17 protein-coding genes are annotated in these 16,440 nt (G+C 64.3%); 16 read left to right on the top strand and 1 reads right to left on the bottom strand.

Annotation, left to right across the window (positions count from 1 at the left end):
- Positions 1–12: 12 nt before the first annotated feature.
- Both ACU18_RS15005 and ACU18_RS15000 read left to right on the top strand, forming a co-directional pair.
- Positions 13–825: an L-threonylcarbamoyladenylate synthase gene (locus ACU18_RS15005; protein ID WP_050686806.1), complete on the top strand. Its 813-nt coding sequence runs from the start codon at positions 13–15 to the stop codon at positions 823–825.
- Positions 825–1,583: a WecB/TagA/CpsF family glycosyltransferase gene (locus ACU18_RS15000; protein WP_050686805.1), complete on the top strand. Its 759-nt coding sequence runs from the start codon at positions 825–827 to the stop codon at positions 1,581–1,583. The genes ACU18_RS15005 and ACU18_RS15000 overlap by 1 nt, the downstream gene beginning before the upstream one ends.
- A 10-nt stretch (positions 1,584–1,593) precedes the next feature.
- On the opposite strand, the gene ACU18_RS14995 is transcribed toward ACU18_RS15000, so the two are convergent.
- Positions 1,594–2,490, bottom strand: a complete 897-nt coding sequence (locus ACU18_RS14995; protein WP_050686804.1) for a glycosyltransferase — start codon at positions 2,488–2,490, stop codon at positions 1,594–1,596.
- 271 nt (positions 2,491–2,761) lie between these two features.
- Here ACU18_RS14995 and ACU18_RS14990 point away from each other — a divergent pair, with 271 nt between their 5' ends.
- The 14 genes from ACU18_RS14990 to ACU18_RS14930 all read left to right on the top strand — a co-directional run bounded on the left by ACU18_RS14990 (position 2,762) and on the right by ACU18_RS14930 (position 16,263).
- Complete coding sequence (locus tag ACU18_RS14990) at positions 2,762–3,874, top strand: MraY family glycosyltransferase (protein ID WP_050686803.1); 1,113 nt, start codon at positions 2,762–2,764, stop codon at positions 3,872–3,874.
- A 95-nt stretch (positions 3,875–3,969) separates the two neighbouring features.
- Positions 3,970–4,452, top strand: coding sequence for a hypothetical protein (locus tag ACU18_RS14985; RefSeq protein WP_050686802.1), 483 nt, complete (start codon positions 3,970–3,972; stop codon positions 4,450–4,452).
- Positions 4,445–4,783 (top strand): hypothetical protein, encoded by a 339-nt coding sequence (locus tag ACU18_RS20275; RefSeq protein WP_082178360.1) that lies wholly within the window; start codon positions 4,445–4,447, stop codon positions 4,781–4,783. Before ACU18_RS14985 ends, ACU18_RS20275 begins: the two co-directional genes overlap by 8 nt.
- An 81-nt stretch (positions 4,784–4,864) precedes the next feature.
- A complete protein-coding gene (gene atpB / locus ACU18_RS14980; protein WP_050686801.1) occupies positions 4,865–5,665 on the top strand; it encodes a F0F1 ATP synthase subunit A in 801 nt (266 codons plus the stop codon).
- Between the two features lie 110 nt (positions 5,666–5,775).
- A complete protein-coding gene (gene atpE, locus ACU18_RS14975) occupies positions 5,776–5,994 on the top strand; it encodes an ATP synthase F0 subunit C (RefSeq protein WP_050686800.1) in 219 nt (72 codons plus the stop codon).
- 46 nt (positions 5,995–6,040) lie between these two features.
- Positions 6,041–6,595, top strand: a complete 555-nt coding sequence (locus tag ACU18_RS14970; protein ID WP_050686799.1) for a F0F1 ATP synthase subunit B — start codon at positions 6,041–6,043, stop codon at positions 6,593–6,595.
- On the top strand, positions 6,595–7,422 hold the full coding sequence (locus ACU18_RS14965; RefSeq protein ID WP_050686798.1) for a F0F1 ATP synthase subunit delta: 828 nt from the start codon (positions 6,595–6,597) through the stop codon (positions 7,420–7,422). The genes ACU18_RS14970 and ACU18_RS14965 overlap by 1 nt, the downstream gene beginning before the upstream one ends.
- Positions 7,423–7,505: 83 nt before the next feature.
- Complete coding sequence (atpA, locus tag ACU18_RS14960; protein ID WP_050686795.1) at positions 7,506–9,143, top strand: F0F1 ATP synthase subunit alpha; 1,638 nt, start codon at positions 7,506–7,508, stop codon at positions 9,141–9,143.
- Between the two features lie 73 nt (positions 9,144–9,216).
- Positions 9,217–10,107 carry a F0F1 ATP synthase subunit gamma gene (locus tag ACU18_RS14955; protein WP_050686793.1) on the top strand — a complete coding sequence of 297 codons (891 nt, stop codon included), beginning with the start codon at positions 9,217–9,219 and terminating at the stop codon, positions 10,105–10,107.
- 84 nt (positions 10,108–10,191) lie between these two features.
- Positions 10,192–11,646, top strand: a complete 1,455-nt coding sequence (gene atpD / locus ACU18_RS14950) for a F0F1 ATP synthase subunit beta (RefSeq protein ID WP_050686791.1) — start codon at positions 10,192–10,194, stop codon at positions 11,644–11,646.
- A 1-nt stretch (position 11,647) separates the two neighbouring features.
- The gene (locus tag ACU18_RS14945) at positions 11,648–11,932 is read left to right on the top strand and encodes a F0F1 ATP synthase subunit epsilon (protein ID WP_050686789.1); all 285 of its coding nucleotides are present in this window, start codon (positions 11,648–11,650) and stop codon (positions 11,930–11,932) included.
- A gap of 10 nt (positions 11,933–11,942) precedes the next feature.
- Positions 11,943–12,374: a DUF2550 domain-containing protein gene (locus tag ACU18_RS14940; RefSeq protein ID WP_050686787.1), complete on the top strand. Its 432-nt coding sequence runs from the start codon at positions 11,943–11,945 to the stop codon at positions 12,372–12,374.
- 5 nt (positions 12,375–12,379) lie between these two features.
- Complete coding sequence (locus ACU18_RS14935; protein ID WP_050686785.1) at positions 12,380–13,690, top strand: alpha/beta hydrolase; 1,311 nt, start codon at positions 12,380–12,382, stop codon at positions 13,688–13,690.
- Positions 13,687–16,263: a bifunctional lysylphosphatidylglycerol flippase/synthetase MprF gene (locus ACU18_RS14930; protein ID WP_050686783.1), complete on the top strand. Its 2,577-nt coding sequence runs from the start codon at positions 13,687–13,689 to the stop codon at positions 16,261–16,263. Before ACU18_RS14935 ends, ACU18_RS14930 begins: the two co-directional genes overlap by 4 nt.
- The last annotated feature ends 177 nt before the right edge of the window (positions 16,264–16,440 follow it).

Here is a 16,440-nt window from a genome sequence, read left to right as displayed (position 1 = left end):
AAGAATAGGCCAGTGACCACAACCTATAACTGCACCACGGACGATCAGCGCGCGGCCGGCCTGGAGCACGCCCAGCGTGCCATCAGCGAGAAGAAAGTGGTGGTGTTCCCTACGGACACCGTCTACGGGATCGCTGCTGACGCGTTTTCGGCCCAGGCCGTCACCATGCTCCTGGCGTCCAAGGGACGCAGCCGGGCCATGCCGCCGCCCGTGCTGATACCCCGCATCAACGCTTTGGACGGGCTGGCCACGGACGTCTCCGCGGATGCCCGCAAGCTTGCCGAGGCTTTCTGGCCCGGCGGGCTCACCCTGATCCTGCACGCCCAGCCGTCTCTGGACTGGGACCTGGGGGAGACCAAGGGAACTGTGGCGCTGCGGATGCCTGCCGACGACATTGCGCAGGAACTCCTCACACTGACGGGCCCGTTGGCGGTGTCTTCGGCCAACCGGACCGGCCACGCACCAGCCCAGACGGCGGCGGATGCCCGCGAGCAGCTGGCAGAGTCCGTGGAGGTTTACCTGGAAGGCGGCTTCCGGCCCCTGGCTGGGGACGCCGCGGTGGCATCGACAATCGTTGACGCCACGGGGCCGCTGCTTCGGGTGGTCCGTAACGGCGCCGTGAGCCTCGACCGGCTCCGGGAGCACGTGCCGGGTGTCCTGGGCCTGGGCGAGATCCCCATGGCCGAAATTGACGAACCGGCGACTGAAACTGTTGACGAACCGGCCGACGGCGCCGTTGATGAAACGGGCAATGGAACAGCGGCCGCAGCAGTGACCGCCGACGTCCCGCCGGCCGACGCGCCGGAGCGGACGTCCGGATCCTGATGTTGCCGGACCGCCAAAGGGTTCCCGGCCTGGGAGTCGATGCCACTCCCTTGCGGGTTCCTGACCTGGTGGATGTCCTGGGCGGATTCATCAGCGAGGGGTCCACCAGGACCATCCTGGGCCACAACCTGCACAGTGTGACGCTGACGCTGCAGGACAATGGTTTCCGCGCGCTGTACGAGCGCAGTGACGTGGTGCTGCTGGACGGCGCGCCAGTGCTGTGGCTGTGGGGCCGGACCGGCAAGGCCCAGGGACCTGTCATGGACTACAGGCTGGGATCCACTGACTGGCTCCCGGCCCTGGGCGGCGTGGCCGGCCTGCAACGGATCGCCGTGGTGGGTGCCGGGGCCGATGCCAATGCCGGGGCAGTCACCATGCTCGAGTCGATCGTGCCCGGTGCCCGCGTGACCGGTTTCCCAGGAGCAGGCTGGGACACCGCCCGGGAAGATGAAGCTGTCACGTGGCTGCAGCGTGAGGCGCCCCAACTGGTCCTGCTGGGTCTGGGCATGCCGTTGCAGGAAGAAGTGCTGCAGCGCAGGCTCGCCGACCTGCCGCCGGCCGTGTACTGCGCGGTAGGCGGAGCCATTGACCAGCTTGCCGGGACGCAGAAGCTTGCTCCCCGCTGGCTTGGCCGGCTGGGCCTCGAATGGGCCTGGCGGCTGGTGTTGCATCCCCGCCGGGTGGCTTACCGGGTGCTGGTTGAACCGTGGGTCCTGCTGTGGCTGCTGGCCGGCCGCCGCTTGGAGCGCCGGCCGTAGGGGCGGGCGCCTAGAACTTCTGGTCCTCCAACGGGGCGAAGCCCTTGCCGCGGAGCCCTGCGCTGAACGCCTTGGCCCAGGACATCAGCCCGGGGAGGTCCCGGCGCTGCAGGAAGTAGCCCAGGTAGCCGCCCACGTCCGCCACGAGGGACTTGACCCGGAAATAGCGCCTGATCAGGTACCCGCGGTTCCGGTAGTAGTAGTAGCGCTTGAACGCCGACTCCGGAACGATGACGTGCCACCGGGCGCCAAAAACGTGCTGCGTTTCTTCAAAGGCGTGCGGGTGCGTGATCGAGGTGGTGGTGACGGTGCCGAACCTGATGCCGGCCTGCCGCAGCCGCAGGGTGAAGTCCACTTCGTCGCCCCGGATGAACAGCCGCATATCGGGGAGTCCGACCTTGAAGAAGACATCCGAGCGGATCAGGGCACCGTTGAAGAAATGCCCGTCGTTGGGCAGGAACCCCAACTGCTCCACCTCTGCAAGGTCATGGGTGACCTTGCCGTCCAGCCGGAAGAAAAACGACAACCGGTCGGGTTTGCCGGGCGCTGTCACCAAGGGGACCACTGCTTCGAGGTCGCGGGCTTCTGCCTCGCGGAGCAGGGTGGCAAGGCATTCGGGATCTGCGGGCTCGGCGTCGTCGTCCATCATCCAGATCCAGCGGGCGCCACTGGCCACCGCTTTCAGGGCGGCGAGGGCAAAACCGCCGGCGCCACCGAGATTGGCTTCGGAGCGGACATAGTCCACATTGGCATGGCCGGCGGCAATGCTGCGGGCCGGCGTTGTGCCGCTGTCCACGAGGCAGATGGTGTCCACAGCGGCGGTCTGGGCATTGATGGCGGACAAGAGCACGGCAAGCTCTTTGGGCCTGTCGAAAGTTACGGCGGCAACTGCCACGCGGGGGGTCATGGGGGTCCTTTCAGCATGGCTGCCAGGGATGTCCCCGTTCGCTGTGCGCCAGTGTGGCGCGAAGCCATGAAGCTGTTGGCGCTAGTATCTTTGACTAGAGTCCACTGTAATACAGCCGTGTAAGGCACCAAGAACTGCCTGCTGCGCGCCCGGCGACGGAGAGTTTCATTTATCGAAGAACAGATTTCCGGCCAGTGAGCCCACGCGGGAACAACCAGCCGCAGCCGCTGCGGGGGGCCATTGTGCCATCTGTCGAAACGGCCGCCGCCCCATGATCATGTACCTGCTGATGGGCCTGACGGCAGCCGTCGTTTCCTACGCGGCCACGTGGGGCGCCAGGATCGTGGGCCACCGGCTCGAACTTCACCTGCCCATCCGCAGCCGTGACATGCACTCCATTCCGGTCTCACGCCTGGGCGGGGTTGCCATCTTCCTTGGCGTGCTTGTGGCCCTGGTGGTGGCCAGCCAGTCGTTCTTCGTTAAGGACATCTACCGGAACAACTTCCAGCCCTGGGGTGTCCTGGCCGGCGCGGCAATCATCGTCCTGATCGGGGTGGCGGACGACCTGCTCGATATCCGCTGGTGGGTCAAGCTGATCGGCCAAAGCGTGGCCGGCCTGGTGGTGGCAGTCTGGGGTGTCCAGATGACAATCGTCCCCTGGATTCCCGAACCCATCTACCTGGAGAACAACACGCTCAGGGTGGTGCTGACGGCGGGGCTGATAGTGGTCAGCATGAACGCCTTCAACTTCATCGACGGGCTGGATGGCCTGGCTGCAGGTGTCGCCGTCATAGGCGGAGCTGCGTTCTTCTTCACTGCCTACTGGGTGCACCGGAACGCCGTCCTGCTGGACTATTCCGACCTTGCCACGCTGCTCACTGCGGTCCTGGTGGGTAGTTGCCTGGGGTTCCTGCCGCACAACTGGTTCCCGTCGAAGATCTTCATGGGCGACTCCGGTGCCATGCTGATCGGCCTGCTGATGGCTTCGGCCGGTGTTGTGTCCACGGGCCAGATCACGTCCGGGCTCTATGACAGGGTCAACGGCATCTCAACCGTCATCCCCATCCTGCTGCCGTTTGCGGTGCTGTTCCTGCCGCTGCTTGACCTCGGGCTGGCAGTCATCCGAAGGACCGCACGTGGGCGTTCGCCGTGGACCGCGGACCGCGGCCACCTGCACCACAAACTCCTGGACATCGGCTACTCGCACCGCACGGCAGTAATCCTGCTCTACCTTTGGACCGCCGTGCTGTCCTTCGGGGGCCTGGCGTTCGCCGTTTTCCCCTGGCAGATTGTCCTGACCGTGGACATCTTCGCCACGCTGGCCATGGCGCTGGTGACAGCATGGCCTTACCTGACCCGACGTGGCGAAAGCACGCGGGCATAAAGCGGGTCAGGAATTATTTCTATCTCGTGTAGAATTTAGGGGCAGCCTTGAGCTGCCCTCCACACCAGCCATCAGGCGCCGACGATTGGGATCTAATGACCTCCAACGCCGAGTCCGGACCCGCGTCCGGCAACTCACCCGTTGGCGCTTCGGGTCCCACGAAATCACTGTGGCTGCACCTTCTTAAGCTCAGCGCGCTGGCCGGCTCGGCCGCCGTCGTCAGCTGCTCCCTGGTGGCCGTCCTCTTCGTGGGTCCCCACGGCGGGCTGTCCAGCCTGTACGGGGGAGTGCTGGTGATGCTGTTCTTCGGCATCAGCCTGCTGGTGGGCCACTTCGTGGGACGTAACAATCCAGCCGGAGCAATCGGCGTTTTTGTCGCCACCTATTTCATCAAGGTGGTGGGCTTCGCCGCGGTCCTTTTTATCGTCGGAGCCCCCGAGTGGCTTGACGGCCGGTGGTTCGTCATCAGCGCCGTGGCCACCGTGGTCCTGTGGCAGGCCGCCGAAATCTACGGTTTCAGCAAAGCCCGCCTCCAGATCTACAACGACCCCGAAAGCAAGGGACCAGCCGATGCGTGACCCGAAGAACGCCCGCAGCGGACGCCTCCGCACCCGCGGCCGCGGTGTCTCCGCACCCGGTGTATCAGAGAACGGCAGGGACGGCGGTTACAACGCTGGAATCGCCGTATTCAGCTACATCATTGGCGGAATCATCGTCTGGAGTTTGATAGGGTGGGGACTGGATAATCTGTGGGGAACGCGCTGGATTGTGCTCGCAGGCGCTCTGCTTGGAGCCCTCGGAGGTTTTTACCTTTCCCACATGCATGGTCTCACCAGTTCCCGAGAAAAAGCTGGAGATCACCGTGCTGCCAGCGGGCCGTCCAAGGACGGCAACACTAATGCCAAATAATTTCACAGGGGGAGCAGCAGGCCATCAGGCCGCCGGTCCCCGCCCAACGCCCAATGATGGACACTGCAGAGAGGAAACGCGTTGATCGCGCTTGCGCTCCCGGCCCAAGATTCAGGAGAGTTTACTCCTCCTGGTATTAACGAAATGCATTTGCCGGCAATCCTGCCGTGGGGTGCCGCAGAGGGATTCTCCAAGCAGATGCTGCTGGTCCTCCTCTCCGTCGTCTTTATCGCCGTCTTCTTCGTGCTTGCCGCACGCAAGGGACAGCTGGTACCCGGCAAGCTCCAGTTCGCCGGAGAGGCCGCCTACGGCTTCGTCCGCAACGGAATCGCCAAGGACATCATCGGCGGCAAGGACTTCATCAAGTACGTCCCGCTGCTGTTCAGCCTGTTCTTCTTCATCCTGGTGAACAACATCTACGGCGCCATTCCGTTTTTCCAGCTCCCCACGTTCTCGCACGTCGGCGGCGCTTACGTTCTGGCGGGGATCGTCTACTTCACCTGGCTGATCATCGGCCTCAAGAAGAACGGCATCCGCTACTTCAAACTGGCAACTGTTCCTTCCGGGGTTCCGTGGTACATCCTGCCGATCGTTATCCCGATCGAGATCATCTCGAACTTCATTGTCCGCCCGGTGACGCACAGCCTCCGTCTGTTCGCCACCATGCTCGCAGGACACCTGATTGTGATGATCGCCGGCTACGGCATCGAGTTCCTTGTGTCGCAGGAGAACATCCTGCTGCAGGGCACCTCGGTCCTGGTCCTGGCAGGCGCCATCGCCATGTACATGCTTGAAGCCCTGATCATGGTCCTGCAGGCCTATGTCTTTACCCTGCTGACCGCGATCTACATTGAAGGCGCACTTCACGCCGACAGCCACTAGCCGCAGCGCCGCACGGCGCACGGCCTGAAGGCACCCAAAAGACTTCCCCTCGCGGGGATGAAGCAACCCAAACAACCTGCCACATGGGTGGCATCTTGAAAGGAAGAAAAATGGAAGGCTCCATCAACGGCTCAATCAACCTCATCGGTTACGGTCTCTCCGCAATCGGCGGTGGTATCGGTGTTGGTCTCGTGTTCGCCGCGTACATCAACGGTGTGGCACGCCAGCCGGAAGCCCAGCGCGTCCTGCAGCCGATCGCATTCCTCGGCCTCGCGCTGACTGAAGCCCTCGCCATCCTCGGCCTGGTCTTCGCCTTCGTTCTCTCCTGAGAACCGAAGCGGACATTAGAACCGAGTAGATAAGGACGGGTGAAACATGAATCAGCTGATCATCTCAGCCGCCACTGAAGGCGAAGAGGTTAACCCCCTCGTTCCCAACGTTTGGGAAATGGGCGTTGTCCTGGTTGGCTTCGTCATTCTTATGTTCATCGTGGTCAAGTTTGTTGTCCCGATGTTCGAGAAGACCTTCGCCGAGCGCGCCGAAGCCATTGAAGGCGGCATCGCCAAGGCTGAGAAGGCCCAGGCCGAGGCCTCTGCTGCACTCGAAGAGTACAAGCAGCAGCTGACGGACGCCCGCGCCGAAGCCAACCGCATCCGTGAGGAAGCACGTGCCGAAGGCGCACAGATCCTGGCTGACCTGAAGGAGAAGGCGGGCGCAGAGTCTGCCCGCATCACCGCTCAGGCCCACGCCCAGATCGAGTCCGAGCGCCAGGCCGCCGTCGTGTCCCTGCGTGCAGAGGTGGGCACGCTTGCCACCACGCTGGCAGGACGCATTGTCGGCGAAGCACTCAATGATGACGAGCGTTCAGCCCGCGTTGTTGACCGCTTCCTGGCAGATCTGGAGAACCAGAACGCGGGTGCTGCGAAGTAATGGCAGGCGTATCGAGCGAATCGCTGGCAACAGCGCTGGCAGGTCTGGAAGCAAAACTTCCGACGGCGTCGCTTCAGTTGGCAAAGGAACTCTTCGGAATTCTGGGAACGGTGGACAGCTCGGCTGGCTTGCGCCGCGCCTTGACTGACCCGTCCCGCTCAGGTGACGAGAAGTCGGCGCTGGTCAGGCAGCTTGTTGGCGGGAAAGTCTCCGCTGATGCTGCTGACGTCGCAGCCGGATTGGCCAGCTCACGCTGGGCAGCCGCACGCGACATCGGCGATGCACTCGAGACCCTTGCCGCAACGGTGGTCATTTCCGTTGCTGAAAACAAGTCCGCCGTTTCTGCCTCCGGAATCTCGGGCCTGGAAGAGCTGGAGAACGATCTGTTCTCCTTCAACCAGACTGTTGCCTCCAACCACGAGGTACAGCGTGCCTTGTCCGAGCCGCAGGCAAGTGCTGCTGCTAAAGCCACCCTCGTTGAGCGGCTGGTGCCCGGCGCAAGTGAGGAAGCAAAAATCCTCATCAAGCAGGCTGTGACGCAGCCCCGCGGCGTCAAGCCGTCGCGGCTGGTAGGGCGGTTCGCTGAACTGGCCGCCAAGCGACAGCAGCGCTGGATTGCCACCGTCAGCGTCACACAGCCGCTGTCCCACACGCAGCTGGACCGCCTCCAGGCGGGCCTGAATGCCATGTACGGACGCGAACTGAAGGTCAACCTCACCGTTGTCCCCGCACTGATTGGCGGCATCCGTGTCCAGGTGGGGGATGAAGTGCTCGACGCTTCCGTCCTCACCCGCCTGGGTTCACTGCAACGCCAGCTGGCCGGCTAGCCGGACAAGCACAACCACACTGATACAAACCCCGGTCATCGTGAGCAACGATGATCACGAAAACAGGAGAGCAGGGACTGCAGATGGCCGAATTGACCATCAACGCCGACGACGTCCGTAATGCGCTGAACGAGTTCGCGGCGTCCTACGAACCCGGAAACGCAGAACGCGTAGAGGTCGGCCGCGTAACCACCGCAAGTGACGGCATCGCCCGTGTTGAGGGCCTTCCCTCGGTCATGGCGAACGAGCTGCTTCGCTTCGAGGACGGCACGCTGGGCCTGGCCCAGAACCTTGACGTCCGCGAAATCGGCGTGATCGTACTCGGTGACTTCACCGGCATCGAAGAAGGCCAGGAAGTCCACCGCACCGGACAGGTTCTGTCCGTCCCCGTGGGCGACGCATTCCTGGGCCGCGTTGTGGACCCGCTGGGCGTGCCCATCGATGACCTCGGCGAGATCAAGGCTGAGACCACCCGTGCCCTGGAACTCCAGGCTCCCGGCGTGACCCAGCGCAAGTCTGTGCACGAGCCCATGCAGACCGGACTCAAGGCCATCGACGCCATGATTCCGATCGGCCGCGGCCAGCGCCAGCTGATCATCGGTGACCGCCAGACCGGCAAGTCCGCGATCGCGATCGACACCATCATCAACCAGAAGGCCAACTGGGCTTCCGGTGACGTGACCAAGCAGGTCCGCTGCATCTACGTGGCGATCGGCCAGAAGGCATCCACCATTGCCGCTGTACGCCAGACCCTCGAGGACAACGGCGCGCTGGAATACACCACCATTGTGGCGTCTCCCGCATCCGACCCCGCAGGCTTCAAGTACCTGGCCCCCTACGCCGGTTCGGCGATCGGCCAGCACTGGATGTACGGCGGCAAGCACGTCCTCATCGTGTTTGATGACCTTTCCAAGCAGGCTGAGGCCTACCGCGCAGTGTCACTGCTGCTGCGCCGTCCGCCGGGACGCGAAGCCTACCCGGGCGACGTTTTCTACTTGCACTCCCGCCTGCTGGAGCGTTGTGCCAAGCTCTCCGACGAGCTCGGTGCCGGTTCCATGACGGGCCTGCCGCTGATCGAGACCAAGGCGAACGACGTTTCCGCCTACATCCCGACCAACGTCATCTCCATTACTGACGGGCAGATCTTCCTCCAGTCGGACCTCTTCAACGCCAACCAGCGTCCCGCAGTCGACGTGGGCGTTTCGGTGTCCCGCGTTGGTGGCGCCGCGCAGGTCAAGTCCATGAAGAAGGTTTCCGGCACGTTGAAGCTGGAGCTCGCCCAGTACCGGGACATGCAGGCATTTGCCATGTTCGCCTCGGACCTGGATGCGGCTTCCCGCCAGCAGCTGACCCGTGGTGCCCGCCTGATGGAACTGCTCAAGCAGGGCCAGTACTCGCCGTTCCCGGTTGAGGACCAGGTTGTCTCCATTTGGGCCGGCACCAACGGCCACCTGGATGACGTTCCCGTTGAGGATGTGAACCGGTTCGAGACCGAGTTCCTGGAACACCTCAAGCACAAGTCCTCCATCCTCACCACGCTGGCCCAGACCAACGTGATGGACGATGACACCGCAGCAGCCTTGAAGTCGTCCATCATCGACTTCAAGAAGGGTTTCTTCGGCGAAGGCGACAACCACCTGGTGGGCGCAGGCCACGAGGCACACGACGCCATCTCCGGTGGCGACGTTGACCAGGAAAAAATCGTCAAGCAGAAGCGCTAATTCCACTGGACAGGTGTGCCGGGCCCACAGGGTCCGGCACACCGGTTTAGGGAAATGTTAGGAAAGGATAAGTATGGGAGCCCAGATTCGGGTCTACCGCCAGAAGATCAGCTCGACCACGTCGATGCGCAAGATCTTCAAGGCGATGGAACTGATCGCTACCTCGCGCATCGGCAAGGCCCGTGCGCGCGTAGCAGCTTCACTGCCTTACGCGAACGCGATCACGCGCGCCGTTTCTGCTGTCGCCAGCCAAAGCGAAATCGACCACCCGCTGACCACTGAGCCGGAGCAGATCCGCCGCGCCGCAGTCCTGGTAATCACCTCGGACCGCGGATTGGCAGGTTCTTACTCGGCCAGCGTCCTCAAGCAGGCGGAAGGTCTCAACGAGCTGCTCCACGCCGAAGGCAAGGAAGTCAAGACCTACCTCGTCGGACGTAAGGCCCAGGCCTACTTCGACTTCCGGAACCGGCCCTATGAACGGGTCTGGACCGGAGGAACCGACGCGCCGGAGTTCGCCACGGCCCGTGAAATCGGTGCAGCACTGCTCGCCGAGTTCGCAGCCGACTACGAGGACGGCGGCGTTGACGAGATCCACGTCGTTTACACCCGCTTCAAGTCGATGGTCACCCAGGAACCGACGGTCATCCGTCTTCTGCCCCTTGAGGTAGTGGAAGAGGAAGCTGCATCGGAGTCGGAGCTGTTGCCGCTTTACGAGTTCGAACCGGAAACGGAACGCGTCCTGGACGCGCTGCTGCCGCGGTACATCGAATCCCGCCTCTTCGCAGCAATGCTGCAGGCAGCAGCTTCCGAGCTCGCCGCCCGCCAGCGCGCCATGAAGTCGGCAGGCGACAACGCAACGGACCTGATCAAGAAGTACACGCGTCTGCGCAACACGGCCCGTCAGGCCGAAATCACGCAGGAGCTTTCCGAGATCGTTGCCGGCGCGGACGCCCTCGCGTCCTAGTCCGGCCCGGTACCGGTTCCCGCGGGACCTGCACCACAACAGATAAACTTAACCCCACGCCATCTACTGAGTGAAGTGAGAGAGATGACTGCCACTGCTACCGAACACGTAGCCGCAACGTCCGGTGCCACCGGCCGCATTGCGCGCGTTATCGGCCCGGTTGTCGACGTCGAATTCCCGGCTGACGCAATCCCGTCGATCTACAATGCCCTCACCACCGAGATTACTCTCAACGGTGAGACCAAAACCATCACGTTTGAGACCTCCCAGCACCTGGGCGACAACCTCATCCGCGCCATCTCCCTGCAGGCAACCGACGGACTCGTCCGCGGCACGTCCGTGGTGGACAGCGGTGCCCCCATCTCCGTTCCGGTTGGTGACGGCGTCAAGGGCCACATCTTCAACGTCCTGGGCCAGCCCCTGGATGTCACCGAAGCAGAGCTGGAGACCACCGAACGGTGGCCCATCCACCGCAAGGCTCCGGCGTTCGCCACCCTCGAGGGCTCCACGGAGATGCTCGAGACCGGCATCAAGGTCATCGACCTTCTCACCCCTTACATCAAGGGTGGAAAGATCGGCCTGTTCGGCGGCGCCGGCGTGGGCAAGACGGTACTGATCCAGGAAATGATCACCCGTGTGGCCCGTAACTTCGGTGGAACCTCCGTGTTCGCCGGTGTTGGCGAGCGTACCCGTGAGGGCAACGACCTCTGGGTTGAAATGGAAGAGGCAGGCGTCCTCAAGGACACCGCCCTTGTGTTCGGCCAGATGGATGAGCCGCCGGGAACGCGGCTCCGCGTGGCCCTGTCCGCACTGACCATGGCGGAGTACTTCCGCGATGTGCAGAACCAGGACGTGCTGCTCTTCATCGACAACATCTTCCGCTTCACGCAGGCCGGTTCCGAGGTGTCGACCCTCCTGGGCCGCATGCCTTCCGCTGTGGGCTACCAGCCCAACCTGGCTGACGAGATGGGCCTCCTGCAGGAGCGCATCACGTCCACCAAGGGCCACTCCATCACCTCGATGCAGGCCATCTACGTTCCCGCGGATGACTACACCGACCCGGCCCCGGCCACGACCTTCGCGCACCTGGATGCAACCACGGAACTTTCCCGTGAAATTGCTTCCCGTGGCCTGTACCCGGCCGTTGACCCGCTGACGTCGACCTCCCGCATCCTGGATCCCCAGTACATCGGCAAGGACCACTACAACACGGCAGTCCGCGTGAAGCAGATCCTGCAGAAGAACAAGGAACTCCAGGACATCATCGCCATCCTCGGCGTTGACGAACTCTCGGAAGAGGACAAGATCGTCGTGTCGCGTGCACGCCGCATCCAGCAGTTCCTTTCCCAGAACACCTACACCGCCAAGCAGTTCACCGGCGTCGAAGGCTCCACGGTTTCCATCAAGGACACCGTCGAAGGCTTCACGGCGATCTGCGACGGCGATCTGGACCACATCGCGGAGCAGGCGTTCTTCAACGTCGGCGGCCTCGATGACGTCGAGCGCCAGTGGGCCAAGATCCAGGAACAGACCAAGTAATATGGCTGAGCTTGAGGTTGAGATTGTCGCAGCGGACCACTTTGTGTGGTCCGGAGCGGCCAAGATGGTCAAGGCCCGCACCAGCGATGGTGAAATCGGAATCCTGCCCGGCCACTCGCCCCTGCTGGCGATCCTGGCTGAAGGTGAACTGGCCATCCAGCCGGTGACCGGGGACCGGATCGCCGTGGATGTTGACGGTGGATTCTTCTCCGTGGACAACAACCGCGTCGTCATCGTTGCTGACAATGCCCAGCTGGGCGGCTCGGCTACCGCTGGGATCCGCTAGCACGCCCCTGATGGACGCTCCGGTAATTACGTTCATCGCCATGGCAGTCATTTTTGGGCTGCTGGTATTTGCACTGTGCCTTTCGGGGGTGCGCCGCTTCAACCTGCGGCGTGCCCTCGGCACGGTGGACGCCTCCATTTGCACGGCTGGAAACAGCTGGCAGATGGGGGTTTGCCGTTATCAGGACAATGACCTGGAGTGGTTCCGGCTGCTTTCCCTCAGCGTCCGCCCCAAGCACCGGTTCAAGCGCAGCTCCCTGGAGCTCCTGGGCCGGCGCAAACCCACCGAGGATGAGGCCGTTAAGGTTCAGCCCGATGTGGTGATCGTTGAACTCCGCTATGAAGGCGAGGACCTTCGGCTCGCCATGAAGTTCGATGCCTACACTGGCCTGTCCTCGTGGCTGGAAGCCGGACCGGTCATCGGCGTAGGGACCTGGCGCTAGCGGCCGTGGAATGGTTCTACAACATCCGGCTCACTGACGGTCCGGTCTTTTGGACGGCAGTGGTCCTTGGCCTTGCCGGTGCCATCCACCTGGCAGTCCCGCCGGCCGCCATGGGCCCGGTCCGCTGGCTGATCCGCGTCCTGGCCGCCGCTGCCGCCGCGTTCGCCCTGGTGGCCGCAGTGCACTGGGCCCTGATCAACATCCTTTCCGTCTTCCCCGAAAACATCCCGGACGCCGTCCTGATCTGGCTGGTGCCCGCCGTCGGCGCCCTGCTCCTGGCCTTCCTGAGGCTGCCGGGGAACTCCTGGCGTTCCCGCTGGACCAGCTTGGTGGCGGTCCTGCTGGTCGCGACGCTCTCCGCTGTGCAGATCAACGCCTACTTCGGCCTCAACCGCACCGTCAGCGACCTCCTGGGCACCGCCGTGGCCAGCGTGCCTGTCCTGGAACCGGCCCTGATGCGCCAGTCCGGCGCCCCCGACGGCGTTACGCTCCAAGGTTGGAAAGCCCAGGGTGATCTCCCGGCCGGGGGAGAGCTCCGCAGGTCCGCCATTCCCGGCACCCTTTCCGGCCTGGCAGCCCGCGACGCCTACATTTACCTGCCGCCGGCCTACTTTGCCGCCAACCGGCCGGCCCTGCCCGTGCTTGTCCTTGTCGCCGGACAGCCCGGCGGGCCCGCCGACTGGCTGACCGGCGGTGCACTCCGGGGCCACCTGGACACCTTCGCCGCTGCCCACGGCGGACTTGCCCCGGTGGTGGTGGTTGCCGATCCCAATGGTTCGCAGAACGCCAACACCATGTGCATGGACAGCGCGATTGCCCAGGCAGACACCTACCTGGCGAAGGACGTGGTGCAGTGGATCAGCACCACCTTGGCGGTGGACACGGACCACAGCCGCTGGGCGGCTGGCGGGTTCTCGTTCGGCGCCACCTGCGCCGTGCAGATGGGCACCCGGCATCCTGACCTGTTCCCGGCCGTCCTGGGCTTTTCCAGCGAGGCCGAACCCGCCGTGGCCAAGGAGCGCCAGAAGACCATCGATGCAGCATTCCCCGGGGACCCGGAGGCTTTCGACCGCCAGACGCCATTGGCCATCATGGCAACCGAACGCTTTGACGGGCACGCCATGTATCTCACGGCCGGTGCCGATGACGCAGAATTCGTGGCGTACCTGGATACGCTCACCACCGCGGCCCGGGACGCCGGCTTTACCGTTGAATCGCAGCGGGTGGAGCATACGGGCCATTCGTGGGACACATCGTCCCGCCGGATCGAGGATGCGCTCCAGTTCCTGGCCGGACGCTGGGGGCTGTCCGGATGAGCGCCGCCAAGCAGGAAACCACCGCGCGACTGGCCTGGACCACTGTGGCCCGTCCTGTGCTGCAGCGTCTGGGCCGTAACCTGGCAGCGGTCCCGTTCACGCTCGGTGTCCTGGCCATCTTCTGGATAACCGCGGCGGCCACGGGAAGTTTCCTGGCGGGGCCGCCGGAGCACCTGCTCGAAGTGGCAGGGGTTAGCCTTCCCGGGCTGCGGGCCGGGTCCTGGTGGTCCATGTTCACCAGCCTTTTCTTTGCCACCAACCCCCTGGCCTACCTGGCTGCCTCGCTGATGATTGTGGTGCTGCTGGGTCTGGCCGAACGCCGGCTGGGCACCAAGGCGGCCATCGGTCTCCTTGTGCTGGGCCAGTTTGCCGCCGTGACGCTGTTCCTGTTGGTGACCCAGCTCGCGGTTGCGGTGGGGGACGGGTGGCTGGACCGGATGGCGGACGTTGTCCTGATCGGTCCGTATGGCCCGGTCCTCGCTTCCGGACTGGCCGGCAGTGCCCGGCTCCCGGTCCTGTGGCAGCGCCGGCTCCGTACCGTGGTGCTTTCCATCTCGCTGCTGCTGGTCCTGTATGTGGGCCACGCGGAGACCGTCATCGGCCTGATCGGGGCGTTGCTGGGCCTGCTGGCCGGATGGTGGATCCAGGGCGACGGCGGCCAACCGCACCGGCACCGTTCCACCGGCCGCGAAGCCCGGAACCTCCTGGCCCTGACCGTGGCCGTCTTTGCCGTGGGTCCCATCCTGACGGGCATTGCCCGCTCGCCCACCGGTCCGTTGGCGCTGCTGCGCGATGTGGTGCTGAACCCGATGCCCACGCTGGGCCAATTGGCCTTTAACTGCGGCGCCACGGTGGAGGCATCCTGCCTCGAAGCCGGCCGGGCCGGCTTTGCCGGCCCGTTTGGCCTGGCGCTTGCAGTGGTTCCCGTTGCGCTGCTGCTGATCTGCGCGGACGGCATGCGCCGCGGACGCAGGCTGGCCCTGAATATTGCCCTGGTCATCCAACTGGCCGTCACCGCCCTCGCCGCCGTTTATCTTGCCCTTTTCGCTTTGCTTCCGGCGCGGCCGCTGGGTCCACGGGCGGCACCGCTGGGGACTGCTTTTGCCCACGTGCTGCCCCTGGTGGTGGTGCCGCTGCTGCTGGCCCTGGTGCTGTGGCTGAACCGGCGGCATTTCCGCGTCCAGACCCTGCCTGGAGCCCGCCGGTTGCTGGCGGCTGTGGTGGGCGGTACGTGGCTGGTCCTTGCCGGGACTTACACTGTGGCCTGGTTCGGGTCCGGCGGGCTGTCCCGCGACGGCGGTGTGGCGGGCCTCTTCGCAGAGCTGGCCCGGCAATACGTTCCGGTGCCCATTCCACAGCACTTCCAGCGCCTGTTCACGGACCGCAACACCGTCGAAGCGGTGCTCTTTGCCTACTCCGGGCCGGTTTTCTGGGTGATCGCCCTGGTGGCGGTGTGGTGGATCCTGGTGGGCGGCCAGCACAGCAGCGATTCCGGCAGGCAGGACCGCAGCCGGGCCCGTGACCTGCTGCACCGCGGCGGCGGCCCGTTGTCCTGGATGGCCCTGTGGGAACCAAACACCTACTGGTTCAGCCCTGATGGGAACGGTGCCATGGCCTACCAGCAGCACGGCACTGTTGCCCTGACGCTGGGCGGGGCGTTCGGGCCCGGGCCTGCCCAGCCCGCGGTCACCGAAGGGTTCCTGGCGCACTGCCGCAGCCAGGCCCTGATTCCGGCGCTGTACTCCTGCGATGACGGGATATGGCCGGAGCTGCGGGACCGCGGCTTCCACCGGGTCGCGGTGGCGCAGGAGACCCGGCTGGCGGTCCGGGAGATCGAGTTCAAGGGCAAGGAGTGGCAGAACGTCCGCACGGCATTGAACCGCGCAGCGAAGCTGGGTGTGACGGCGGTCTGGGGGCCTTACAACGAGCTGCCCGCGCCGCTGCGGTCCCGGCTGAACGAGGTTTCCGAAGGGTGGGCAGCAGCCAAGTCGGTCCCCGAGATGGGCTTCACCCTCGGCGGCGTGGACGAACTGGATGACCCCGAGGTGCTGTGCTGCCTCGCCGTGGACGCCGGCGGGACGGTTCACGGGGTCACCAGCTGGCTTCCCGTTTACGACGGCGGCCGGCTGGTCAGCAGGACGCTCGACGTGATGCGCCGGGGACCTGAGGGGTTTCCAGGGGTGATGGAATTCCTGATCGCCTCCGCCGTCCTTGGACTGCGGGACACCGTGGAAGTCATTTCGCTCTCCGGCTCGCCGCTGGCCAGCAGGCCCGGCGACGGAAACCCGGCGGCCGCCGTCGGCAGCCTTTCCGCAGCGCAGACCGCGGCGGAAGGAGGCGCCGATAACCTGCTGAGCATCCTTGATCTGGTGGGCCACGCCCTGGAACCTGTTTATGGCTTCCGTTCCCTGGCGGCTTTTAAATCGCGTTTCAAACCCGAATACCGGTCGCTTTATCTTTATTACCAGGACCCGCTGCACCTGCCCGCAATTGGCAGGGCACTGACGCGTGCCTACCTTCCCGGGTTGTCCCTTTCGCAGGGTGCAAGGCTGGTCCGCAAACTGGTTTCGTGAAACAAATTGTGGAGCGTGTTTCCGGCCCTGGCAACAATGAGCGGTGCATGCCGGGAATGGCAACGGACCCGGGTGGACAAACAAATGGTCCCCGGCAAAAGCCGGAGACCATTTGAAAAGCGTTGGCCGCAGCTGCGGCCGGGGGGCGGAGCCTAGATGTACTCGGCCAGGACGTTG

Source organism: Arthrobacter sp. ZBG10, from assembly GCF_001238605.1.
GTDB lineage: Bacteria > Actinomycetota > Actinomycetes > Actinomycetales > Micrococcaceae > Arthrobacter.
Note: the sequence above shows the minus strand (reverse complement) of the source record. Positions and strands in the feature narration are given on the sequence as shown.